Source organism: Gemmatimonadota bacterium (genome assembly GCA_041390125.1).
Classification (GTDB): Bacteria; Gemmatimonadota; Gemmatimonadetes; order Longimicrobiales; family Gaopeijiaceae; genus JAGQIF01.
On record JAWKQN010000006.1, the window covers coordinates 241,001 to 264,492 of the forward strand.

General features: G+C 72.7%; 23 protein-coding genes. All 23 read right to left on the reverse strand.

What is annotated here, in order from left to right:
• Positions 1-4: 4 nt before the first annotated feature.
• Positions 5-1,072 carry a DNA-processing protein DprA gene (dprA, locus tag R3E98_07600; GenBank protein MEZ4423254.1) on the reverse strand — a complete coding sequence of 356 codons (1,068 nt, stop codon included), beginning with the start codon at positions 1,070-1,072 and terminating at the stop codon, positions 5-7.
• Positions 1,060-2,079 carry a GTPase ObgE gene (gene obgE / locus R3E98_07605; GenBank protein MEZ4423255.1) on the reverse strand — a complete coding sequence of 340 codons (1,020 nt, stop codon included), beginning with the start codon at positions 2,077-2,079 and terminating at the stop codon, positions 1,060-1,062. The genes dprA and obgE overlap by 13 nt, the downstream gene beginning before the upstream one ends.
• Positions 2,070-2,726: a carboxymuconolactone decarboxylase family protein gene (locus tag R3E98_07610; GenBank protein ID MEZ4423256.1), complete on the reverse strand. Its 657-nt coding sequence runs from the start codon at positions 2,724-2,726 to the stop codon at positions 2,070-2,072. Before R3E98_07610 ends, obgE begins: the two co-directional genes overlap by 10 nt.
• A complete protein-coding gene (locus R3E98_07615) occupies positions 2,710-3,714 on the reverse strand; it encodes an asparaginase (protein ID MEZ4423257.1) in 1,005 nt (334 codons plus the stop codon). Before R3E98_07615 ends, R3E98_07610 begins: the two co-directional genes overlap by 17 nt.
• 118 nt (positions 3,715-3,832) lie before the next feature.
• Positions 3,833-5,476, reverse strand: coding sequence for a S41 family peptidase (locus R3E98_07620; GenBank protein MEZ4423258.1), 1,644 nt, complete (start codon positions 5,474-5,476; stop codon positions 3,833-3,835).
• Entirely contained in the window at positions 5,473-6,159 is a 687-nt protein-coding gene (gene tmk / locus R3E98_07625) for a dTMP kinase (protein ID MEZ4423259.1), read from the reverse strand. Before tmk ends, R3E98_07620 begins: the two co-directional genes overlap by 4 nt.
• A gap of 28 nt (positions 6,160-6,187) precedes the next feature.
• Entirely contained in the window at positions 6,188-7,501 is a 1,314-nt protein-coding gene (locus R3E98_07630) for an inositol-3-phosphate synthase (GenBank protein MEZ4423260.1), read from the reverse strand.
• Between the two features lie 38 nt (positions 7,502-7,539).
• A complete protein-coding gene (locus tag R3E98_07635) occupies positions 7,540-8,235 on the reverse strand; it encodes a CDP-alcohol phosphatidyltransferase family protein (GenBank protein ID MEZ4423261.1) in 696 nt (231 codons plus the stop codon).
• Entirely contained in the window at positions 8,232-8,591 is a 360-nt protein-coding gene (locus R3E98_07640; protein ID MEZ4423262.1) for a YlbF family regulator, read from the reverse strand. Before R3E98_07640 ends, R3E98_07635 begins: the two co-directional genes overlap by 4 nt.
• Entirely contained in the window at positions 8,576-9,541 is a 966-nt protein-coding gene (gene prmC / locus R3E98_07645; protein MEZ4423263.1) for a peptide chain release factor N(5)-glutamine methyltransferase, read from the reverse strand. The genes R3E98_07640 and prmC overlap by 16 nt, the downstream gene beginning before the upstream one ends.
• A complete protein-coding gene (gene prfA, locus R3E98_07650) occupies positions 9,538-10,638 on the reverse strand; it encodes a peptide chain release factor 1 (GenBank protein MEZ4423264.1) in 1,101 nt (366 codons plus the stop codon). Before prfA ends, prmC begins: the two co-directional genes overlap by 4 nt.
• 139 nt (positions 10,639-10,777) lie before the next feature.
• On the reverse strand, positions 10,778-12,256 hold the full coding sequence (lnt, locus tag R3E98_07655; protein MEZ4423265.1) for an apolipoprotein N-acyltransferase: 1,479 nt from the start codon (positions 12,254-12,256) through the stop codon (positions 10,778-10,780).
• The gene (locus R3E98_07660; GenBank protein MEZ4423266.1) at positions 12,253-13,266 is read right to left on the reverse strand and encodes a Gfo/Idh/MocA family oxidoreductase; all 1,014 of its coding nucleotides are present in this window, start codon (positions 13,264-13,266) and stop codon (positions 12,253-12,255) included. The genes lnt and R3E98_07660 overlap by 4 nt, the downstream gene beginning before the upstream one ends.
• Complete coding sequence (locus R3E98_07665) at positions 13,263-13,955, reverse strand: hypothetical protein (GenBank protein MEZ4423267.1); 693 nt, start codon at positions 13,953-13,955, stop codon at positions 13,263-13,265. The genes R3E98_07660 and R3E98_07665 overlap by 4 nt, the downstream gene beginning before the upstream one ends.
• Before the next feature lie 19 nt (positions 13,956-13,974).
• Entirely contained in the window at positions 13,975-15,456 is a 1,482-nt protein-coding gene (gene rimO, locus R3E98_07670) for a 30S ribosomal protein S12 methylthiotransferase RimO (protein ID MEZ4423268.1), read from the reverse strand.
• Positions 15,453-16,124, reverse strand: coding sequence for an outer membrane lipoprotein carrier protein LolA (locus R3E98_07675; protein ID MEZ4423269.1), 672 nt, complete (start codon positions 16,122-16,124; stop codon positions 15,453-15,455). The genes rimO and R3E98_07675 overlap by 4 nt, the downstream gene beginning before the upstream one ends.
• A 153-nt stretch (positions 16,125-16,277) precedes the next feature.
• Positions 16,278-18,737, reverse strand: a complete 2,460-nt coding sequence (locus tag R3E98_07680; GenBank protein ID MEZ4423270.1) for a DNA translocase FtsK — start codon at positions 18,735-18,737, stop codon at positions 16,278-16,280.
• Positions 18,734-19,453: a 2-phosphosulfolactate phosphatase gene (locus R3E98_07685; GenBank protein MEZ4423271.1), complete on the reverse strand. Its 720-nt coding sequence runs from the start codon at positions 19,451-19,453 to the stop codon at positions 18,734-18,736. The genes R3E98_07680 and R3E98_07685 overlap by 4 nt, the downstream gene beginning before the upstream one ends.
• A complete protein-coding gene (gene accC, locus R3E98_07690; protein ID MEZ4423272.1) occupies positions 19,450-20,796 on the reverse strand; it encodes an acetyl-CoA carboxylase biotin carboxylase subunit in 1,347 nt (448 codons plus the stop codon). Before accC ends, R3E98_07685 begins: the two co-directional genes overlap by 4 nt.
• Before the next feature lie 5 nt (positions 20,797-20,801).
• Positions 20,802-21,281, reverse strand: a complete 480-nt coding sequence (accB, locus tag R3E98_07695) for an acetyl-CoA carboxylase biotin carboxyl carrier protein (GenBank protein ID MEZ4423273.1) — start codon at positions 21,279-21,281, stop codon at positions 20,802-20,804.
• Between the two features lie 7 nt (positions 21,282-21,288).
• Entirely contained in the window at positions 21,289-21,849 is a 561-nt protein-coding gene (efp, locus tag R3E98_07700; protein MEZ4423274.1) for an elongation factor P, read from the reverse strand.
• A 28-nt stretch (positions 21,850-21,877) separates the two neighbouring features.
• The gene (gene aroQ / locus R3E98_07705; GenBank protein ID MEZ4423275.1) at positions 21,878-22,318 is read right to left on the reverse strand and encodes a type II 3-dehydroquinate dehydratase; all 441 of its coding nucleotides are present in this window, start codon (positions 22,316-22,318) and stop codon (positions 21,878-21,880) included.
• Positions 22,315-23,436 carry a hypothetical protein gene (locus R3E98_07710; GenBank protein ID MEZ4423276.1) on the reverse strand — a complete coding sequence of 374 codons (1,122 nt, stop codon included), beginning with the start codon at positions 23,434-23,436 and terminating at the stop codon, positions 22,315-22,317. The genes aroQ and R3E98_07710 overlap by 4 nt, the downstream gene beginning before the upstream one ends.
• Positions 23,437-23,492: the final 56 nt, after the last annotated feature.

Consider the following 23,492-nt stretch of genomic DNA (forward strand, 5'->3'; position numbering starts at 1 on the left):
CGCCTCAGTCCTCGACGCGCACGTAGCGGTCGCCCGCCGTGCGCGTGACGAATCCCTGCAGCTCCAGCTCGGTCAGGGCACGCGCCACCAGGCCGGCGTCGAGACGTGTGTGGGCGACGAGCGCGTTCGGATCGATGCCCCGCCCCAGCGCCTCCCATACCGCGCGCGCCGGACCTTCGCCCGGGGCGCGGGCCGGGCCCGGAGTGGACACGGCGCAGGGAATCAGCAGGCCCAGGTCCTCCAGGAAGCCCTCGCCGCCCACCACCACGTGGGCGCCTTCGCGCAGCAGCTGGTTGCACGCGGCCGACCGGGCGCTGTCGATGGGTCCGGGTACGGCGTACACCGCCCGCCCCAGGTCGAGCGCGTGGTCCACCGTGATGAGGGAGCCGCTCCCCTTCCCCGCCTCCACGACCACCACCGCGCTCGCGAGTGCGGCCACGATGCGGTTCCGTCGCGGGAAATGATGAGCCAGCGGCGGCGTGCCGGGCACGAACTCGGTGACGATCAGGCCTTCCGCGGCGATCCGTTCGCGCAGGATGCGATGCCGCCGTGGATAGTCCACGTCCAGACCGGCTCCCAACACCGCGATGGTGCTCGCCTCGGTCGCGAGGGCCCCACCGTGCGCGGCGCCGTCGATGCCGAGCGCCAGACCCGAGATGACGGTCACACCGGCGCGCGCCACGCGGGCGGCGAGGCGCTCCGCGTGGCGCAGCCCGTACTCGGACGCGTTGCGCGCCCCCACGAATGCGACGGCCGGGCGCTCCAGCAGGGCCGTCCGCCCGCGGACGAAGAGCACCGGGGGAGGATCGTGCAGGTCGGAGAGGCGAGCGGGCCATCCAGGTGCCCCGTAGGCCAGCACGCCGGTGCCCGACCCGTCCAGGCGGGTCAGCAGCGCGCGCGCCTCCCGCAGCGTCGCCGCGCCCACCGGGGCGACCCCTTCCCCTCCCCGGCGCGCCACGGCCTCCGCGCTGCCCCGCTCGCGCAGCGCCCGCCCCAGCGCGCGCCCGCCGGAGGGGTGGGCCAGCGCGAGCGCCACGCCCGCGACCGCGCCGGGGGAGATCAGGGCATCCATTCGCCGTCGTCGGGGTCGGGCTCGGGAGCCGCCGCCTCGGCGTGCTGCCACAACGCCTCCAGCAGCTCGCGCAGGCCCCGGCCCGCGACCGCCGAGATGGCGTGCCGGCCCCACGCGTCCGGCGCGTGCACGGCGGGAAGCGGGTCGTCCGGCCCGAGCACGTCCGTCTTGGTGAGCACCACACAGTGGGGCCGGTCGGCGAGCTCGGGGGCATAGGACGCCAGCTCGGCGCGCAGCCCCTCGTAGGTGGCCTGCGGATCGGGATCGTCCACCGGGACCAACAGCGCCAGCGTGCGCGTGCGCTCGATGTGGCGCAGGAACTGGTGCCCCAGGCCCCGCCCCTCGTGCGCGCCTTCGATGATCCCGGGGATGTCGGCCACCACGAACGTGCGATACCCCGGCAGCGAGACCACGCCCAGGTTCGGTTGCAGCGTGGTGAACGGGTAGTCGGCGATGCGCGGACGCGCGGCCGAGATGGCGGCCAGGAGGGTCGACTTGCCGGCATTGGGTTGGCCCACCAGCCCGACGTCGGCGATCAGCTTGAGCTCGAGCTCCAGCCGCCGCTCCTCGCCCTCGGCGCCCGGCTCCCAGCGGCGCGGTGCCTGGTTGGTGGAGGTGGCGAAGCGGGCGTTGCCCCGCCCGCCGCGCCCGCCCCTGGCCACCACGAGGCGCTGCCCGGGCTCGAGCAGCTCTCCGAGGAGCTCGCCGGTGTCGGCGTCGCGCACGAGCGTTCCGGGAGGCACCGGGATCTCCACCGAAGCCCCGGCGGCCCCGGTGCGGTTGCTGCCCTCCCCGTGCCCGCCGCGCTCCGCGCGATACTGCTGCTTGTAGCGCAGGTCGAGGAGCGTGCCGAGCTGCGGATCGGCGACCAGGGTCACGTCGCCCCCCGGACCGCCATCCCCACCGGCCGGACCGCCCCGCGGGACCCCGCTCTCGCGCCGGAAGGCGTCCGAGCCGGACCCGCCCGTCCCGGCGATGACCGTCACCACGGCCCGATCTACGAACACGACGTCCCTCCTCCCTGGTCGACTCCCACACCTGGTGGGGGGAGCGCGCTCGCGCTGCACACGCGCGCCCATATGCGGTCCGCCGCGTCCGCGTGCGCAGGCGCCTCCGCCCGTGCCGCGGCGAGCGCGGACGTCACGCGCCCGGGCGCGGCCCCCACCCGCAGCGCACCGCGGAGGTGCGAGTGCAACTGGGGCTCGGCCCCCTGCGCGGCGAGCAACGCCACGTTGGCGAGCTCGCGCTCGACCAGGGACAGCCCCGGCCGCCCCAGCACCTTTCCGTATCCGTCGGTCACCATCCAGCGATCCAGGTCGGGGTGCAGCGCACGCACGTTCTCGCGGAGCTTTGCGTAGTACGGACCGTAGACGCGCGCGCACACGTGCTCGCCGCGCGCCGGCCAGTCGGCCGCATCCGCCTCCGGACCCGCGGGCGGCTCCGGGCACAGCCGCCGCCAACGCGCGAACGCATCGAGGACGCGAGGATACCCGCAGAACAGGTGCGCCTGCAGGAGCAACTCCTCCACCGCGACGGCGGGCGCGACGTGCGCGGCGCGCTCGAGCGCGCTGTCCACGCCCGTGCCCCCGGGAGCCCCCAGCGCGGCTGCCAGGCGCAGGAGCGCCGCCTCCGCGGCGTCAGACGGCGACGCCACGGCCTCGTACGCGCAGCGCCGGCTCCACCCGGCCCACCACCTCACCGCGCGTATCGTGCACGGGCGGATGGGCCCAGCCCTCCAGCGCGCTGCGGTCGTCCTCCGACAGGAGGCCGACCGCGTCCAGCACGGCCAGCAACGCGACCCCTGCGGCCCGCCAGCCCCCGTCCTCGACCTTGAGGCCGATCCCCAGGCCCTCTGCCGGAGCGCCGGCGCCGTAGACGCCTTCGGCCCCGACCTTCGCGAACAGGCGGCCCTCCGTCTGCGCCATCAGGTCGGTGCACAACCGACCCTCGCCCGCGACCGCCCACGGGTGCGTGGTCATGGCGTCGACGATCCGGCGGGCGCTCCCGCCCTGGCGGGCCTGGGCGGCGAAGCGCGCATAGGCCGCGGCCATGTCGCGCACGGGCAGGGCAAAGCAGGATACGCCGCACCCGTCCACGGCCACCGGGATGTCGGCGGCCGGGCGGGCGCTCCACCGGGCGACCTCCGTCCGCATGCGCCGTTGCACGGGGTGCTCGGCACCCGCGTATCCGCTCGGATCCCATCCGTGGTGAAGGGCCAACGCCAGCATCCCCGTGTGCTTGCCGGAGCAGTTGTTGTGGATCCTGCCGGGCGCTCGGCCGGACCGCACCAGCGCCTCCGCGGAGGGGCCATGCATCGGCGGATGGGCGCCGCATTCCAGCGCGTCCGCCGACAGGCCCAACCGGTCCAACATGCCCTGCACCAGCGCCACGTGCCGCGGCTCCGCCCCATGGGACGCGCAGCAGATCGCCAACTCGGCCGCCGTGAACCCGAACCGGTCGGCCACGCCGTCCTCGACGAGCGGCAGCGCCTGCAGGGGCTTGGCGGACGAGCGGAAGAAGGTCACGCGGTCCGGATCCCCGACGCTCGCGACGGTGCGGCCATGGGCATCGACCACGGCAGCGTGGACCGCGTGGCTCGACTCCTCGACCGCGCCGCGCAGGACGGCGATGCGGTCCTTCACCGGTGCGGCGCCGCTTCCGTCTTTGCGGTCGGCCCCGACGAGGACCGCCGGGCCGGCAGCCTCTTCGACGCGGACGATCGCCCCGGGGCCGGGGCGCGGACAGGGCGCGGCGGGACGCTCACGAGCCGGCGCCCGCGGGAGCGGGTGCAGGAGCAGCCGCGTCGGTCACCAGGGCGCGGGCGTCGTCCCCGGCTGCCCGCAGCCGCTCGAGCGCCGCCTGGAGCGCCTGGTCGCTGCCGGCCTGCACCAGGAACTGCTGCAGCTCGCCCGAGCCCTGCAGCGCCAACTCCTGGCGCAGGCTGTTGCGCAGGTAGGGCTCGGCGGCCTCCCAGACGGCCTCGTCCGCCTCGACGCCCCGCTCCTCGAGCGCCCGTCGCAGATCCGACATGAGCGCGGGGGTGACCTCGGGAAGCGGCCGGCCACTCTCGGCGGCGCCTCCGACCCGGCGCACCACGAAGTCGAAGAGCGCCTGGTTGAGCGCCCCTCCACTCTCGTAGAGCGCGTAGACCGCCTCCTGGGCCGCGGTGTCGAGCGTGTCGGGGCGGACCGTCAGGTCGGGCGTGATGCCCCCTCCACCCATGAGCGTGCGACCGCCCCGGGACGTGAAGGTGGGCAGGTCCTCGACCTCCCCCCGCGGCACGAGCTGCCCGAACGGGGAGAGGGCGCCGGAGGCGAGCGCGGCCCGTTGCTCCTCGCGCTCCTTCTGGATGGACCGGCCCACGGGCGTATACCAGCGCGCGGTCGTGAGCTTCAGCACGTCACCGCCCGTCAGCGGGAAGAGCGTCTGCACCGACCCCTTCCCGAACGTCCGGAAGCCGACCAGCAGCGCGCGATCGTGGTCCTGCAGCGCACCGGCGACGATCTCGGAAGCGGAAGCGGAGCGCTCGTCCACGAGGATGGCCACCGGAAGCGCCGGGTAGCGGGGGCCGCTCCCCCGGGCCCGATAGGTCTCGGACTGGTGGGCGGCGCGACCGCGGGTCTCGACGATGTCCACGCTGGCGGGCAGGAAGAGCTCGGAGATGGCGATGCCCGCATCCAGCACGCCGCCCGGGTTGCCGCGCAGGTCGAGCACGATGCCGTGCGCGCCCTCCGACTGCAGCGAATCGATCGCTGCGATGACCTCGTCGGTCGAGGTCTCCGAGAACACCTGCAGCGGGACGTAGCCGACATTGCCCTCCAGCAGGACGTGGAAGGGCACCGACTTCACCTCCACACGCGCACGGCGCACGGTGAACGTGAGCCGCCCGTCGACGCCGGGCCGCTCGATGGTCAGCTCCACCTCGGTGCCGGGCTGGCCGCGCAGGCGCTCCACGGCGAGGTCGGTGCCGCCCTCCCCGATCTCCTCGCCATCCACCTCCAGGATGCGGTCCCCGGCCCGGATGCCGGCACGCGCGCCCGGCGTGCCGGGGATCGGGTTCATGACCGTCACGTACCCGTCCCGGTCCAGCACCTCCAGCCCGACGCCGCCATACTCGCCTCCGGTGCGGATGGCGAAGTTCTCGTAGTCGTCACGCTGGAGGAACGAGCTGTTGGGATCGTCCAGGGAGGAGAGGAGCCCCTCGATGGCCGCGTCGTAGAGCTGCTCCTGGTCGACCTGGTCCACGTAGTTGTCGGAGACGAGGTCGGCCACCTGGTCGAAGAGCCGGCCGCGCAGGAAGCCCGCCCGCCCCAGGTCGGCGCCCTGCTGGAAGAACCAGCCGCCGGTGACCATCGCGATGGCGAGCACCAGCATGGGCCCGCCGATCGATCCGTTCCGCTTCATGCTCCCCCCTCCGCGGCTGCTTCTCCCGTGACCGCCCCGAAGCGCTCGGGGAACCGGGTCACGAGGGCGGCCCGCAGGCGGGCCTCGACCTCCTCCACGGTTCCGGTGGCGTCGACCGGGACAATACCCGGCTCCGACCGGGCCAGTTCACGATAGCCCTGCTGGACCCGGGAAAGAAACGCCGCTCCCTGGCGCTCCATCCGGTCGGCCTCCTTCCCGGCGGCGTGCTGCCGGGCGGTCCCGGCGTGATCCGGAAGCTCCAGGAGCAGGGTCAGGTCGGGAAGGAGCCCCTGGGTGGCCAGCCGCGTGACCGACCGGATCTCGTCCAGGGGCAGCCCGCGCCCGTAGCCCTGATAAGCCAGGGTCGACAGGAAGAAGCGGTCGGCCAGCACGAGGTCGCCGCGCTCCAGCGCGGGGCGCAGCACCTCCGCCACCAGGGCCGCGCGCGCGGCCGACACCAGGAGCAGCTCGGGCACGGCGCCGATCTCGAGGTCGGTCCGCACCCAGACGTGACCGCGGATCGCCTCCCCCAGCCGCGTGCCCCCGGGCTCGCGCACGGTGCAGACCGCGTGGCCGGCGCTGCGGAGCCACCGGGCCAGGCGGCCCGTCTGCGTGGTCTTCCCCGATCCCTCGGGTCCTTCGAGGACGACGAAGAGACCGGCGTGCGGGGCGGGCACGGTCATCGCCGCGCCCGCCCCCGCCCGCCCGGGCTCACTCGTAGTACTCGATGCCGAGATGCGTGAGCTGCTCCTCGCCTCCCAGCCAGCGCAGGGTGTTCTTCAGCTTCCAGTGCTGGATGAAGAGGTCGTGCTCGGCCTCGAGCCCCGGCAGCGCCTGCGGACTCTTGAAGTAGAAGGACAGCCACTCCTGCACGCCGCGCATCCCCGCCCGACCCGCCAGGTCGAGGAAGATGGCCAGATCCAGGACGATCGGGGCCGCGAGGATCGAGTCCCGGCAGAGGAAGTCGACCTTGATCTGCATCGGATACCCCATCCATCCGAAGATGTCGAGGTTGTCCCAGCCTTCCTTGTTGTCCCCCCGGGGCGGGTAGTAGTTGATGCGGACCTTGTGGTAGATGTTCCCGTACAGCTCCGGATACATGGAGGGCTGCAGGATGTGCTCGAGCACGCCCAGCTTGGACTCCTCCTTCGTCTTGAACGAATCGGGATCGTCCAGCACCGCACCGTCCCGGTTGCCCAGGATGTTGGTGCTGAACCACCCGCTGAGGCCGAGCATGCGGGCCTTGAGTCCCGGGGCCAGGATGGTCTTCATCAGGGTCTGCCCCGTCTTGAAGTCCTTCCCCCCGATGGGCACGCTGCGCTCGATGGCCAACCGCTCCAGCGCGGGGAAATCCGCGGAGAGGTTCGGCGCCCCGTTGGCGTACGGCACGCCTTCCATGATGGCGGCATACGCATAGAGCATGCTGGGCGCGATGGCGGGGTCGTTCTCCTCCATCGCCTTCTCGAAGGCCTCGATGGACTCGTGGACCTCACTCTTCCTGAGGAAGATCTCCGTCGAGCCGCACCACACCATCACCGCGCGGTCGCACCCGTTGTCGCGCATGAACGTGCGGATGTCCTCGCGCAGCTGCTCGGCGAGCTCACGCTTGTTCTTCGCCTGCTTCACATTGGTGCCGTCGAGGCGCTTGACGTAGCTGCGGTCGAACGCCGCCGGCATGGGACGCACCTTGCGCAGCTCCGCCTCGATCGGATCCAGGTGGGAGCGCTCCAGCACGCCGGCGTTGATCGCGCTGTCGTAGGCGTCGTCGGGGATGGGATCCCACGCGCCGAAGACGAGCTGATCGAGCTCGGCCAGGCCGATGAACTCGCGGATCAACGGCGCGCGCCCTTCGGTGCGCTTCCCCAGGCGGATGGTGTTCATCTGCGAGAGGCTGCCGATGGGACGCGCCAGACCGCGCTTCGCGGCCTCCACGCCGGCGACGACGGTGGTCGCCACCGCGCCCAATCCGGGCAGCAGCACGCCGACCTTTCCCTGCGCGGGACGGATCTCCGGGCGTTCCTTCACGAAGGCTTCTCCTTGGAGCGGAATGTGGACCCCGGTGCTCAGACCGGAGGCTTGGACGACGCGGCCGGCGGGCCCTGCCCGGCCTTGGAGGATTCGAGCGGCACGCCGCCGGCGTGCCGGTACACCCAGATCATGCGCTGCACGGCCGTGATGTTGGTGGTCACGGCCATCAGCACGATGATGCCGCTGATGACGATGCCGTTCCACATCAGACCGAACAGGATGGAGCCCAGACCCAGCAGGACCACGCGCTCCGCGCGCTGCATGAAGCCCACGCTGCAATCGAGACCGAGCGCCTCGGCCCGCGAGCGGGTGTAGGACACCATCATGGAGCCCGACAGGGCCAGGACGATCATGTAGATCATCCAGACGTCGGCGAGCTCGGTCCGCACGTTGTTGTAGAGGGACAGCAACCCGATGAAGACGACCACCTCGCTGATGCGGTCCATGGTCGAGTCGTAGAACGACCCGAACTTGGAGGCCAGTCCGCCCTGGCGCGCCACCCGCCCGTCGAAGATGTCGAACAGGCCGCCGAGCAGGACGAAGAACCCCGCCGTACGCACGTGGTCGGAGTGGTACAGGAAACCCGCCACCACGGTGACGATGAATCCGAGCGTGGAGATCAGGTTGGGATGCACGCGATGCCGGACCAGCCACTGCGTGAGCGGCTCGATGATCCGATAGACCGGGAGGCGGAGCGCCTTGAGGCCCTTCTCGCGTGCGGGCGTGCTCACGAGGGCAGGATGATGCGGCTCTCGCCGCCCTCTTCGAGGCCGCGCGTGATGGTCTCGTTCACGCGCATGAGCACCTTGTCGAAGTTGCTCTGCGCGGCCACGAGACGCTGATAGCTCGCGTTGGTCTGCAGCCGACCGAAGGTGTCGTTGTACTGCTCGGCCAGGGCCTCCTCGGGCTCCTGTCCGGCGCGCAGGGCCTCCGAGACGCGGCCTTCCAGCCCGTCCATCTCCTGCCGCAGCCGGGTGAGATCCTCGTCCTCGTCCGCCGCGCGGATGGCACGACGCAACGCCTGGTACTCGTCCGTGCGCGCCAGCGCGCCGCCGAGATCCTTGGCCATGTTCAGCAGTGCGGACATGCTCGCTCCCGTCCTCCCGGTTCTTCCCGCTCCTCGCCGGACGGCCGGGACCCGCCACGCGCGGCGAGAAGATAACGATCTCGGCCGCTCAAGTCGCTGCCCACCCGCGCGGCCGTCCAGGCCCCGCTTTCCTGTGCCAGGGCCAGCAGCGCGGGCCCCTGCGCCGCGCCGATCTCGAGGGCCAGCAGCCCGCCGGGCCGCACCCGCGCGGCGCCCTCGCGGACGAGCACCCGGAGAAGGTCGAGCCCGTCCGGGCCGGAGAACAGGGCACCGGCAGGCTCATGGTCGACGACCTCGGGCTGGAGGGTCTCCCGGTCGGCCTGGGCCACGTAGGGAGGGTTGGACACCAGCACGTCGAAGCGCTCGTCCTCGCCCACGGGGGTGAAGGCGTCGCCCGGACGCCATTCGATGTCCCCCAGGCCGGTCCGCTCCGCGTTCATGCGCGCCACCTCCAGGGCCTCCGCGGAGACGTCGGTGGCCACCACCCGTCCGAACGTCCCTTCCCGCCGGAGCGAGAGCGCGATCGCTCCGCTCCCCGTCCCGATCTCGAGGACGTCGGGCGGCTGGCTCTGCGCCGCGGCCCAGCGCAGGACCTCCTCGACCAGCCCCTCGGTCTCGGGGCGCGGGATGAGGACCCGCGGGTCCACCGCCAGGTCCAGCTCGCGGAAGGCGGCCGAGCCGACGACGTACTGGAGCGGCTCGCGGCGCGCCCGGCGGCGGAGCAGCGGCCGGAAGACGTCCAGCTCCGCAGGATCGAGCGGACGATCGAAGTGGAGATACAGCTGGAGCCGCGACAGACCCAGCGCGTGCCCGAGCAGGAGCTCGGTGTCGAGTCGGGCGCGCTCGATGCCCCGCCCCTCCAGATGCGCGGTGCTCCAGCGCAGGAGGTGCAGCACGGTCCAGGGGCGGCCCGGCGGCGGGGGCTCGACCGGGGCGGCCTGCGAGGTCACCCGGCCTCGCCCTCCATGCGCTCCTGCTCCTGCGCCAGACGGAGCGCGGAGACGAGCTCGCCCAGGTCGCCGTCCAGCACGTCGGGCAGCTGATAGAGGGTCAGCCCGATGCGATGATCGGTCACCCGGTTCTGCGGATAGTTGTACGTGCGGATCTTGCCCGAGCGGTCGCCGGTGCCGACCTGCAGCTTGCGCTCGCGCGCCCGCTCGGCCTCCTGTTCCGCGATCCGCCGGTCCAACAGGCGCGAGCGCAGCACCTTGAGCGCCTTGGTCTTGTTCTTCAGCTGCGACTTCTCGTCCTGGCAGGAAACGACCAGACCGGTGGGCAGGTGCGTGATACGCACGGCCGAGTCCGTCGTGTTCACGGACTGTCCGCCCGGTCCCGAGGAGCGGAAGACGTCGATCCGCAGGTCCTGCGGGTCGATCTCGACGTCGACCTCCTGGGCCTCGGGCAGCACGGCCACCGTCGCCGCCGACGTATGGATGCGGCCCTGGCTCTCCGTCTCCGGTACGCGCTGTACCCGGTGCACCCCCGACTCGAAGCGCAGACGCCCGTAGGCGCCTCGGCCCCGCACCGTCACGATGGCCTCCTTGATGGCGCCGGGGATGCCTTCGCTCAGGGACAGCAGTTCGACGTCCCAGCCCTGACGCTCGGCCAGACGCCGGTACATGCGCAGCAGCTCGGCCGCGAAGAGGCCGGCCTCGTCCCCACCGGTCCCGGCCCGGACCTCCACCACGGCGGCGCGGTCCTCGAGCGGGTCCTTGGGGATGAGCAGCTCGCGCACGCGGTCCTGCAGGGCCGGAAGACGCTCCTCGAGATCGTCCACCTCGGCCTGCGCCAGCTCGCGCATCTCCTCGTCGCCGGTGTCGTCCGTCGAGAGCTCACGCGCGCCCTCGAGCTGACGCTCGAGCGACAGCAGCACGCGGCCCTCGCGCACGGCTTCCTCCAGATCGGCACGCTCGATCCCCAGATCGCGCAGACGCTCCGGATCGGAGAGCGTCGCCGGATCGGAGAGCGCGCCCTCGATCGCCTCGAAGCGCTCGATGGCGCGCTGGAGACGGCTACGCAGGCGCGGATCGACCGCAGGCTGACTCATCGGGGATCTGGAGGCGGTGACAGGTCGCGGGGCCGGGGCCCCGTCCGTGCCGGGCACGTCGGTCGCGACAGGACGCGTCCGGACGGCGCCGGACCCGAGGAAGGGCGGCGGCCAAGTGTAGCCGAAGGCGTGCGGGCGCTCAACCGCGCCGCCGGGCCGCCGCCCAGAGCAACAGGACCGCACCGGCCGCGAAGGGACCGACCAGGTCTCCCGTGCGCGTGAACGGCGTGGCCGGTCCTGTCACGGTGGGCACGCGCAGCGCGAGCAGCGTGTCGGTCCGCAGCGGCGTGACGGCCGCGAGACGCCCGCGCGCGTCCACAAGGAACGAGGGGCCCGTATTCGCCACGCGCACCGCGGGCCGCCCGGTCTCGATGGCCCGGAACACCAGATGGGCGGGATGCTGGAGCAGCCCGGAGGTGCCGGCGCCCCGCGCCCGGTACCACGCATCGTTGGTGGGGTTGAGGAGGAACCCCGCACCCCCGCGCGCCAGGTCGCGCGCCAGCTCCGGGAAGATCGACTCGTAGCAGACCAACACCCCCGCGCGCACGCCCGCGACCTCGAGGACCCCCGGCGACCGACCCGCGGTCAGGTCGCCGCCCGCGGGCAGGAACGGCGTGCGCTCGAGGATGGGCACGAGCCGGCGCTTGTCGTACTCGACCGGGTCCAGGCCGTCGGCCCGGACGAGGTGCACACGGTTGGTGCGGGCGCCCGGCATCCCGGGGACGCCCTGCCCCAGCGCCCCCACCACCACCGCGCCCCCCGACTGCTCCGCCAGCCCTGCCAGCGCGGCCACCACGGTCGGGCTCCGGGGGACGTCCACCGGGAGCGCGCCCTCGGGCAGCACCACCAGGTCGGCGCGGCGCCCCTCCACGGCCCGCCCGGCGCGGGCCAGCGCCCGCTCGGCGGTGGCCCGCGGGTCGCCCCGCACCGGCAGGTCCGGCTGGACGATCAGCACGTCGAGGGTGGGCCCCGCCGGAGCGGGCGCCGGCCAGGCCAGGACGCCCGACGCCAGCCAGGCGGCCGTCCCGACGGCGCGCCCGGCCAGGGCGGACCTGGACGCGCCCGGCGCGGACAGCCAGCCCGCCCAGGCCCCCTGCGGCAGGGCCAGCCAGAGCCCGACACCGGACGCGCCCACCCAGGGTGCCAGCCCGAGCAGCGCGGGCAGGCCCGTCAGCCCGTTGGCGAGCGGAAGCCAGGGGAACGCGAAGGGACCCAGATGCCCGCGCAGCCACTCGCCGGCCACCCAGGCCAACGGAAGGGCCAGGGCGGCCGGGACGCGCGCGGAGCGCAGCGCGTGGGCCGCCACGAGGACGCCGGCGGTGAGCGCCGCGAAGGCCCCCACCAGCGCCGCGAACGCGAGGGTGCCCCACACGGGCGTGGCCGCCAGCGCAGCCCACGTCCAGGGCAGCAGGAGGGCCCACCCCACCGTTCCCGCGACCGCTCCCAGGCGGGCGGCGGGGCCGCGCCCCGCAGCGCCGGCGGGCAGGCGCTCGAGCCCGAGCGCCAGGGGCACCAGGACCAGGAAGGGCGCCGGAGAGGGAGGAGCCGGGGGAAACGACGCGGCCAGCAGCAGCCCGCTGGCCAGCCCGGGCGCGAGCGCGCGGAGCGTCGCGCTCAGTCGCCGTCGAGCGGGCGGACCTCGCGCTGCTCGCGAGCCGACCGGTACGCCGCCTCGATCACGCGCATCAGCCGGACCTGCTCCTCCGACTGCTCCACGGCGCGCTCGCCGATCACCATGCCGACGAAGCGATCCAGGAGTCGGCGGTAGCCTGCGACGTACAGGTTCTCGCGCGTGGATTGCCGCGGGGTGACGTCGAGCGGACGCCCACCGAGCTGACGGTGCATGGTCAGCGGCGGCAGCCAGCCCGAGCCTTCACGCCCCAACACGCGGGTGTGGTACTGGTCGGAGTCGGCGAACAGGCTCCAACTGGCCTCGAGCGAGATGGCGATGCCGCTGTCCGTCTCGGCCAGGACGACCGCGGCGTCCTCCACCTCGTAGTCGCCGGTCAAGGTCACGGCCGTGACCCGCGCCACGTCCGGGTAGCCCACGAGCCACAGACAGAGGTCGAGGAGCTGCACGCCCAGGTCCATGAGCGCGCCTCCGCCCGCCTCCTCGCGCCGCTGCCGCCACGGCGTGCGCGTCAGCGCCACCTTGCGGTTCAGCACGCTGCCCGAGACCGAGTAGACGTGACCCAGCTCGCCACCGGCCACGAAGGAGCGCAGCGCCGTGACGTCGGGCCGGTGGCGGTGGGAGAGCCCCACCACGAGAGCACGGTCCCGCTCCTGCGCCGCGGCCACCAGGCGGGCCGCACCGTCACTCGTGAGGGCGACGGGACGCTCGACCAGCACGTGCTTCCCGGCTTCGATGGCCGCGAGCGCCTGTTCCTCGTGCCGCACGTTGGGGGTGGCGATCACGATGGCGTCGAGCCCCGGATCCTCGATCAGCGCCCGGTCGTCCAGGATGCGCTCGATCCCGAAGCGGGACGCGACCTCGCGGGCCTTCAGGCCGTCCAGATCCGAGACGGCGGCGATCTCCACGTCGTCCCGTCCGGCCAGCAGCGGCAGGTGGGCCACCTGGCTGACCGCTCCCGTCCCGAGGATTCCAAGGCGAATCCTCGCTGTGCTCATCGTATGCGCTCTCCGGGGATGGACTCTCCGAACATGACCTGCCCGCCGGCCCGGAACTCGAAGGCCCGCAGGTCCTCCAGCACATTGTAGCGCACGAGGCCGTAGACCCGCATCCGGTCCGAGAGGGGCACCTCGAGCCCGGTGTGGGCGTTGAGGCCCACCCGCCAGGAGTCGAGGAGGTCCTCGACGAAGGTATCCTCGATGGCCGCGCCCGAGCCGTTGAGGAAGTGCGCGGAGGCGCCCACGCCGGCGAGGGTCAGGATCCCGGCGGAGGGGACGGCCCACACGAAATGGCCGTCCACGCCGAGCGCCAGGTCCGACCACTGCAGCGTGCCCAGGTTGACGTCGGGCGCCGGCGTGCTGTCGGGCAGCTCCTGCGCGATCAGCGCTTCGACCTGCGTCTCCAGCTCACGGACCTCGGACGCCTTGAAGTCGGAGGACCACCAGCTGATGTGCGGCACGATGCGGAAGCTGGGCCCGAGATACCCCAGGTCCACGCGCGCGCCCAGGCTGGCCGTCGCGTCCACGCGGTTGGGTGCGACCCAGCCGACGTCGAGGCCGATGCCCCGGAACGACAGGTTCTCGTAGTCGAACTCCGTCAGGTCCGGCCGCTGGGCCGCCGCGGGCACCGCGCCGGCGATCCCCGCCATCACCCCCATCCCCACCACCACCAAGCCACGCATCCTCACGTGCCGCCTCCTCGCTGGGTCATTCGCCCGGGCCCGGGAGCCGGGCCACCAGGTCGTGCTCTTCGGCATCCTCGATGGCGACCCGCACGAAGTCGCCGGGTCGGGGCTCCGGCGCGGAGGCGGACCCGTCCCGCAGGATGCGGGTCACGCCGTCCACGTCGAGCGCCTGTCCCGCCGTGCGCGCCACCCACGCGAAGTCCGGGTCGTCCGGCGTGGCGTGGTCGATCAGCGCGGTGCGGGTGGTCCCCACCTGTTCCAGGTTGGCCTCGAGGGAGATGCGGGCCTGCCGCTCCATCAGCTCCTCCAGGCGCTCGCGCGCGAGGGACTCGGAGACCTGTCCGGGATAGTCGGCCGCGGGCGTGCCCTCCTCCACGGAATAGGTGAAGGCCCCTACGCGCTCGATGCGCAACTCCTCCAGCAGATCGAGCAGGCGCTGGAAGTCGTCGTCGGTCTCGCCGGGGAAGCCCACGATGACCGTGGTGCGCAGCGTGAGGTCCGGGACACTGTCCCGCAGCCAGCCCACCCGCTCGCGGATCGTGGCCTGTCGCTCCGGACGGCGCATGGCCGCCAGCACGGCGTCGCTGCCGTGTTGCAGCGGCATGTCCAGGTAGGGGAGGATCCTGGGCTGCGACGCCATCAGGTCCACCAGGTCCCGCGTCAGACCGGACGGATACATGTAGAACAGGCGGTACCAGGGGACGTCGGTCCCCTCCAGCAGCGCCCGCAACAGATCCGGCAGGAGAGGAGCCTCTTGTCCGATCCGGCGTCGGAGGTCACGCCCGTACCAGGTCGTGTCCTGCGAGATGACGTTCAGCTCCTTGACGCCGCGCCGCCCGAGGAGCGCGGCCTCCTCCACGAGCGCGTCCAACGGAGCGGAGCGGTGCAGGCCCCGCATGGACGGGATCGCACAGAACGCGCAGGTGTGATCGCAGCCTTCGCTGATCTTCAGGTAGGTCGTGTGCGGCGTGGCGCTGGTCAGGACCCGCAGCGGCCGCTCCATCAGCGGGATGGTCTCCTGCTCCAGCAGCCCGCGGTCGGTCAACTCCGGCAACAGACGATCGAGCTCGCTCAGCCCGAGGAACAGGTCCACCTCCGGGAGCTCGCGCTCCAGATCCGCCTTGTAGCGCTGCACCAGGCACCCGACCGCCACGACCGCCCGCACCCCGCGGGTCTCCTTGAGCTGGCAGGCCTCGAGGAGGGTCTCGATGGACTCCTCCTTGGCGGCTTCGATGAAGCCGCAGGTGTTGATCAACACCACGTCCGCGTCGGCGGGGTCGGGCGAGACCCGCGCGCCGCCCGCGAGCAGCGCGGCCAGGATGCGCTCCGAATCGACGGTGTTCTTGTCGCAGCCGAGCGTGACCAGGCTGACCCGGGTCCCGTGGTCCGATCCGATCGCATCCACGGCCCGCGGCGCCGTGAGCGTGCCGGGGCCCGCGGGGGCCAGCGGGAAGACGGGAAGGTCCCGGGAACGGGCCCGGGCGCTGCGCCGGTCGTCGCTCAACCGGTGACCACCGTGGCGCCCGGGGGCGGCGTGAACGCGAAGTCGCCTGGGCGCAGGGGCGGATCGACGCGGATGTCGGCGAGGTCGAGCGTGCGCACCGAGCCGTTCTCCTGCTCGATGCGGATGCGGCGGATCCAGTGCTGCCGGGTGTCCAGCCACACCTCCACGTTCGCATAGCCCGAGGGTTGGAGCGGGCGCAGACGCAGATGGTGGGTGGAAGCACCGCCCACCGTCTCCGGTCCCAGCAGCGTCGGCGCGTACTTCACGCCGGGGTCCTGAAGGAATTCGCGGTGGAAGTCGATGGACTCGTTCTGGGCGGCCATGCGCGACCGGATGACCTGGTCGGGCTGCGCGCTGGGGAAGTAGAGCCACAGCCAGGTGCCGTCCGCGACGATGCGGTCCCCGGCCGGGTCCTGGAAGTCCATCTTGAACAGGTTGGGGTCGAGCTGGCACAGCTCCCCGCGGCTGCGCGTGGTCTGGCCCACCAGCGGGACCTCCAACGTCTGCTCGAACCCGGCGCACAGGGAGGTCAGCGCGGCGTAGCGCGCCGACGCGGCTTCCAGGATGGCGAGCGCGTCTCCCGGGGCCTGACCGGCGACGGCGACGGGCACGACCGCCAGCAAGGCGGGCGCGAGCAGTCGGCGCAGGCGTCGGACTCGATCGGTCATGGGATCCGGCGGTGTGGGATGGGCGGGAGCGGCTGGAACCCGCTCCGGGCGGGGCGCGGGGGCCGACGGGGATCCGAAGCCTCCCGTCGGGCAGCGCCCGGCCGAACGGCGGCTACTACACGTCCCCGCGCGGCGCCGTTCCTGGCCCCTTTCCTAGCGGCCCCGCTCGTCCAGGCCGCTCATCAGCAGGTCGAGACCGTCGTGCCCGATGAGCACCTCCCGCGGCTTGGAGCCGTCGGGCGGACCGAGCACACCGGCCTCGTGCAGCTGGTCCACGATGCGGGCCGCCCGACCGTACCCGATGCGCAGCTTGCGCTGCAGCAGCGAGGTCGAGCCCTGCTTGTGCTGGATGCACACCTCGGCGGCCGACCGGAACAGCTCGTCGTAGGCCAGGGCACCGTCCGGATCCAGGTCGAACTGGTCGCCGTCCTCCGCCTCGCGGGCGCGCACCAGTTCCAGGATGTCCTCCTCGGCGTCGTCGGACTCCGGCTCCTCGACGTCCGGATCCCCGGCGAGCCGCGCGCGCTTGGCATCGCGCTCCGAGCGATACCAGGCCATGAGCGCGTCCGTCTCCTCGGTGGAGATGAACGCGCCTTGCATGCGCACCGGCTCGCTCTGGCCCGGCGGGAGGAACAGCATGTCCCCGTTGCCGAGCAGCGCGTCCGCGCCGTTCTGGTCCAGGATCGTGCGCGAGTCCGTCTTGGACGCCACGCGGAAGGCGATCCGCGTCGGGAAGTTGGCCTTGATGAGGCCCGTGATGACGTTCACGCTCGGACGCTGCGTGGCCACGATGAGATGGATCCCGATGGCGCGCGCCTTCTGGGCCAGCTGGGTGAGCGGCTTCTCCACCTCGCTCTGCACGCTCATCATCAGGTCGGCGAGCTCGTCGACCACCACGACGATGAACGGCAACAGACCATCCGTGTACAGCCAGCGATCCGGATCTCCGTCCGGGCCGTCGGGTTCCGAGCGGCGTACCACGCCGCCCGAGCGCAGACGCTTGTTGAACTCGGCGAGCGAGCGCACCCCGTTGACGGACAGCAGCGCATAGCGCCGCTCCATCTCCAGCACGGCCCACTTGAGGACGGCCGCCGCGTCCTTGGGGTCGGTCACCACCGAATGCCGCAGGTGGGGCAGGTCCCCGTAGGTGGACAGCTCCACCATCTTGGGATCGATCATCAACAGCCGCAGCGTCTCGGGCGTGTGCCGGTAGACCAGGCTCGTGATGATGGTGTTCAGGCAGACGGACTTCCCGGACCCGGTGGCGCCCGCGATCAGCACGTGCGGCATCTTGGCCAGGTCGGCCACATAGGGCTGGCCGTTCAGGTCGCGGCCCAGCGCGAGCGGGAGGCTGCCCCGACCGGCCTGGAAGGCGCGCGCCTCGAGCACCTCGCGCAGCGGCACGGACAGCGGCTCGGGATTGGGGATCTCCACGCCGACGGCGCCCTTGCCGGGGATCGGGGCGACGATGCGGATGCTCTTGGCCTTCATGGCCAGGGCCAGGTCGGCATCGAGGTTCGCGATGCGATTCACCTTCACGCCGGGCGCGGGCACGACCTCGAACTGGGTGACCACCGGGCCCGTCGTGCGCCCGCCCAGGGTGCACTCCACGTTGAACGTGCGGAGCTTCTCCACCAGGACCTCACCCAGCCGGTCGAGCTCCTCCTGCATGCCCTGCCGCTCCTCCTCGGGAGGCGCGTAGAGGAGATCGAGCGGCGGCAGCGTGCGCGGTCCGGGCGCCTCCTCCTCCGTCTCGGGCGCGACGGCCGCGACCGTCTCGCGCGGCTTGCGCTTCGCCCGCTCGGGGCGGGCGCGGGTCGGAGCCGCGACCACGGGCTCCTCCTCTTCGAGGTCGTCCTCGTCGACCTCCTCGTCGTCGGCGACGTCCTCGCCGGCTTCGACGTCCTCCTCGTCGTCCGGGGCCGCCACGACCACGTCGTCGGGGTCGCCGCGGGTGGCCTCGTCCCAGTCCACCTCCCGGGCCTCGTCGGCCGAGGGAGCGACCCGGAAGGATTCCCGGGCCCGCACGGCGGTGCGACCCAGCACCTCCCCACCCTGCACCAGGGCCCGCCCCAACGGACGGACCGGGCTTACGCGCAGGGTGGCCACGATCAGCACCAGGAGCGCGACCCCGCAGAGGATCAAGGCGCCGACCCACCCGAAGGCCGTCGAGAGCGGTTCGGCCGCCCACCCCCCCCACCGGCCCCCGGCCGTGCCCAGGGGCGCGACGACCTGCCAGCCGATGGGCAGCAGGACGAGCAGGCCGGCGGCGAGCGCGACGGTCCGGAAGGCCCGCCGCGGGGACAGCCACTCCCCGCGCTCCAGGCCCGCGGCCAACAGGATCACGGGCACGAAGGCGGCGGCGAAGCCGAAGGCGCCGGCCAGGACCCGCGCGGTGCCCCGCCCCACCGCGCCGATGACGTTGCCGGACGGGAACCACTCCGTGCCGCGCTCGCCCAGCCAGGACACCGGCACCAGGGCCAGGCCCACCAGGACGGCGAGCGCGATCAGCCCGTAGGCGAGGATCTCACGCTGCTGCTCGGGATCGAGCCAGCGCTCCTGCGTCGAGCCGCGGCTCTTCCGGGTCTGCTTCTTGGTACGCTTCCGGCTCACGTGGGCAGTCGGATGACGCGATCCTGCATCTCGGGCGCGAGATCATGGCGATCGCGCTGGGCCAGGAAGGGAAGATCGTCGCCGAGACCGATGTCGACCACCGCCCGGCCCGCGGCGGTGCCGGCCAGCGTGTCCACGGTGCAGTCCAGCCCCCGGGCCAGCTCGGCGGCCGCGCGCGCACCGTCGTTCAGGCGCACGTCGCCGCCCCACGCGTCCAGGAGCGCCCGGACCAGCAACCCGCCGCAGAGGGCGTCGTCCAGGGAGAAGCGGTCGCTGCGTCCGGCGCACAGGATGCTGACCCGCTGCGCCTCGGCTGCGCGCCGCGCGGCCGCACCCAGGTTGAGCAACGACGCCGCCACCACGCGGTCCGCCTCCGCGGCCGCGAGGAAGGCGCGCGTGCCGTTGGTGGTGGTCATCACCAGCGAGCGACCGGCCACCCGTTCCCGCGTGAACTCCCGGGGCGAGTTACCCAGGTCGAAGCCGTCGATCTTGAGGCCGCGACGCTCGCCGCAGAGCAGCGTGGTCTCGCGTCCGAGCTGGTTCGCGAGCCGCAGCGCCTCTTCGGTGTCCGACACGGGATAGACCGCGCGCGCACCGTTGGCCAACGCCTCGGCGATCACACTGGTGGCGCGGATGATGTCGATGACCAGCGCCGTGCTTCCCTGCACCGCCTGGGGGTCGACCTCGGGGATGGTGAAGAACAGGTCGATCCTCATGCCTTGTTCCTCATCCGGTCGATGTATCCCGTGTCGACGTCTCCGGCGATGAACGTCTCCTCCCGCGTGACGCGCGCCAGGAACTCCAGCGTGGTGGAGACCCCCTCGATCACGAAGGTGTCGAGCGCGTTGCGCGCGCGCGCCAGGGCCTCGTCACGCGTGTTCCCGTACACGATCAGCTTGGCGAGCAACGAGTCGTAGAACGGCGGCACCCGGTAGCCGCTGTAGGCGTGCGTGTCGAGCCGCACGCCGGGACCGCCGGGTGGATGGAACGTGGTGATCGTGCCCGGCGAGGGGGCGAAGTTGCGGTCGGGATCCTCGGCATTGATGCGGAACTCGATCGCATGGCCGCGCAGCTCGATGGGGCCTTCCGGGATCGACAGCGGCTCACCGGCCGCGACCCGGATCTGTTCCTTGACCAGATCCACGCCCGTGATCACCTCGGTCACCGGATGCTCGACCTGGATGCGCGTGTTCATCTCGATGAAGTAGAACTCGCCGCTGGCGTCGAGCAGGAACTCGACCGTGCCGGCCCCCACGTAGCCGATGCTGCGCGCGGCGCGCACGGCCGCGTCGCCCATGCGGGCGCGCAGCTCCGGGGTGAGCGCGGGGGACGGCGCCTCCTCGATCAGCTTCTGGTGGCGCCGCTGGATGGAGCAGTCGCGCTCGCCCAGGTGCACGATGCGACCGAAACGGTCGCCGAAGACCTGGATCTCCACGTGGCGCGGCCGCACGACCAGCTTCTCGAGGTACACACCGGGATCGCCGAACGCGGCCTGCGCCTCCGCCTGCGCGGCGGCGACCAGTCCCGGGAAGGTCTGGGCGTCGTGCGCGATGCGCATGCCCTTCCCTCCCCCGCCGGCCGATGCCTTGATCATGATGGGGAAGCCGATCTCGGCCGCGAGGCCCACGGCCTCGTCGGGAGAGGAGATCACGTCCTCCGTGCCCGGCACGGTCGGCACACCTTCGGCGATCACGGTGCGGCGCGCGGTGGCCTTGTCCCCCATGGCCCGGATCTGGTCCGGGTTGGGACCGATGAACACCAGGTGGGAGCGCTCGCAGATCTCCGAGAACTCGGCGTTCTCGGCGAGGAAACCGTAGCCCGGGTGGATGGCATCGGCGCCGGTGACCTCGGCGGCGGCGATGATCCGCGGGATGTTGAGGTAGCTCTCGCGGGCGGCCGGCGGACCGATGCAGACGGCCTCGTCGGCGAAGCGGACGTGGAGCGACTCGCGATCGGCTTCGGAATAGACCGCGACCGTCTCGACCCCGAGCTCGCGGCAGGCGCGGATCACCCGGAGCGCGATCTCACCCCGGTTGGCGATGAGAACCCGTCGGAACACGGGGCTCAGGCGGGCCGGACGCGGAACAGGAGCTGACCGTACTCGACCGGCTGCGCGTTCTCGACGCACACCTCCACGATGGTGCCGGCCACCTCGCATTCGAGCTCGTTCATGAGCTTCATCGCCTCGATGATGCAGAGGGTGTCGCCCTTCCCCACGGTGCGGCCCGGCTCCACGTAGGGTGGAGCGTCGGGCGCCGGTGCGCGATAGAAGGTGCCCACCATGGGGGACGTCACGTCCACGAGGCCGCTGTCGGCGGGCGGTGTGGCCGCCCCGCCGTCGGCGGGCTGGCCGGGTGCGGGCGCCGACGCGGGTGCGGGAGCCGCGGGTGCGGACAGCAGCATCGGCGCGGGCGCGGCGCCGCCCACGTATTCGGGGGACTTGGCCAGCCGGATACGGGTGCCCGACCGCTCGATCTCGAGCGAGTCGAGCGTGCTCTCCTCGATCAGGCGGACCAGGCGTTCCAGGAAATCCAGATCGATCATGGGTGGCTCACACGCGGGTGAGGTATTTGTCCTCGCGGCGATCCACGCGGACCCTGTCTCCGATCTCGATGAAGAGCGGCACCTGGACGACGGCGCCGGTCTCGAGCGTGGCGGGCTTGGTCCCGCCCTGGGCCGTGTCGCCGCGCACGCCGGGGTCGGTCTCGCTCACCGACAGCTCGACGAAGGCGGGCAGCTCCACGCTCAACACCTTGCTGTCGTGGACCAGGCCCTCGCACTCCATGTTCTCCTTCAGGTACTTCAGCTGGTCGTCGCCGATCACGTCGGCCGCGAGGGGGATCAGCTCGAAGGTGTTCTGATCCATGAAGTAGTAGAGATCGCCGTCGGAATACGAATAGCTGACGGGCCGGCGCTCCAGCCGCACGTCCACGACCTTCTCGCCCGCGCGGTAGGTGCGGTCCACGACCTGCCCGGTGAGGACGTTCTTGAGCTTGGTGCGCACGAACGCACCGCCCTTGCCCGGCTTCACGTGCTGGAAGTACACGATGGTCCACAACGTCCCATCGATATCCAGCACCATTCCGTTCCTGAAATCCGCAGTCGAGGCCATCGTGTCGAGGAAGAGGGAGGAGCGGGCCTCAGCGTGAGGCCGACAGGTGGCCGACGAGGCCCCTGAGCCCGAGAAGGTAGCTGTTTGCCCCGAATCCGGCGACGGTCCCGACCGCGATCGGAGCGAGGTGCGAGTGGCGGCGGAATTCCTCGCGCGCGTGCACGTTCGAGAGGTGCACCTCCACGAACGGACGACCCACGCCGGCCAACGCATCCCGGAGCACCACGCTGGTGTGCGTGAGCCCACCCGGGTTGATCAGGTAGCCGTCGGTGATGGGCGCCGTGGCCTCCAGATGGTCGAGGATCTCCCCCTCGTGATTGCTCTGGAAGCTGGCCACCTCGACCCCGAGGCTCTGCGCCACCGCGGCGAGCCGCTCGTCGATCTCGGCCAGCGTGACGGTCCCGTAGACCTCGGGCTCGCGCACACCGAGGAGGCGCAGGTTGGGCCCGTGTACGACCTCGATCCTCATGCCTGGAGCCCCTCCAGCCAGCGCCGGAACTCCTCGTCCTCCTCCTCGGCGTTGCGGTCCGGCGCCAGCTCGCGGATGGGCTGCGTGGGGGGCGCCAGGTCCCCGACGGGCACGGCGTCGGGGGACAACGCGTCGATGGTCACGGTCTCGGGCGCGAGGGACGCGAGCGGCACCGTGTCCGGCGCCAGGTCGGCCATCGGAACCGCGGCGGGGGCCAGCGCGCCCACCGGCAGGCCGGCCTCCGGGGTCGGTGGCTCGGCCTCGAGCGGCCCCTCCGGCGCCGGTGCGGACGCCTCGTGCGCGGCCGGCTCGGGGGGAGCCTCCGGGGTGGACGGCAGGGCCGCGGGCGCGGCGTCCGCGGGCGCAGCGTCCGGGACGGGCTCCCGCGTCCGCCCCTCCAGCTCCGCCAGGCGCGCCGCCAGGGCCGGGCTGTCGGGTGCCCGCTCCAGCAGCTTGCGGAACAGGGCGATGGCCTCGAGGCGCAGCCCCTGGGCGACCAGCAACTCCGCCATCGTGCGCGTGATCAGCTCTTCACCGCCGCTGGCGCCGGGAAGGTGCTCGTCCTCGTCCACCGGCTCCGCATCGGCCTCGGGCGCCAGGAGGACGCCGAAGGCGGGCGCCGCGTCGGCGCCGTCCGGCGGGACCGCGTCGGGCGGGGTCGGCTCGTCGGCCTCCGGGGCGTCGGACGCCTCCGGGATGTCCGTCGGGAGGGCCTCCACCGCCCCGGCCAGCACGGCGTCCACGTCGGCGGCACGCCACGGCTCGACCGCCCGCCACCGCAGCGCCAGCGCCTCCGCGGCGTCCCGATCCTCCCGCGCTGCGACGCGCGTCGCCCCTTCGAGCGCCCGGGCGTTCTCGGGGTCGAGCGCGAGCACCTGGTCGAAGCCCGCGCTCGCCTCTCCCCAGCGCTCGAGGTCGTGGAGGATCCGTGCACGCACCAGGTGCCCGCTCGCGAAGTCGGGTAGGGCGCGGGTCCCGGCCTCCGCCACGTCGACCGCCTCGTCGAGCCGGCCCGCCCGCCGGAGCGCCTCCGCCAGCGGCGCGAAGGCGCGCCCCTCGGGGTCGCGCACGCCGCCCTGCAGGGCGCGCAGGGCCTCGATGTCGGGAGCGACGGGCATGGGTACGGGAGCGACCGTGTCGGGCGGGGTGGACGGGGCGCCCGGGGCGGGCCCCG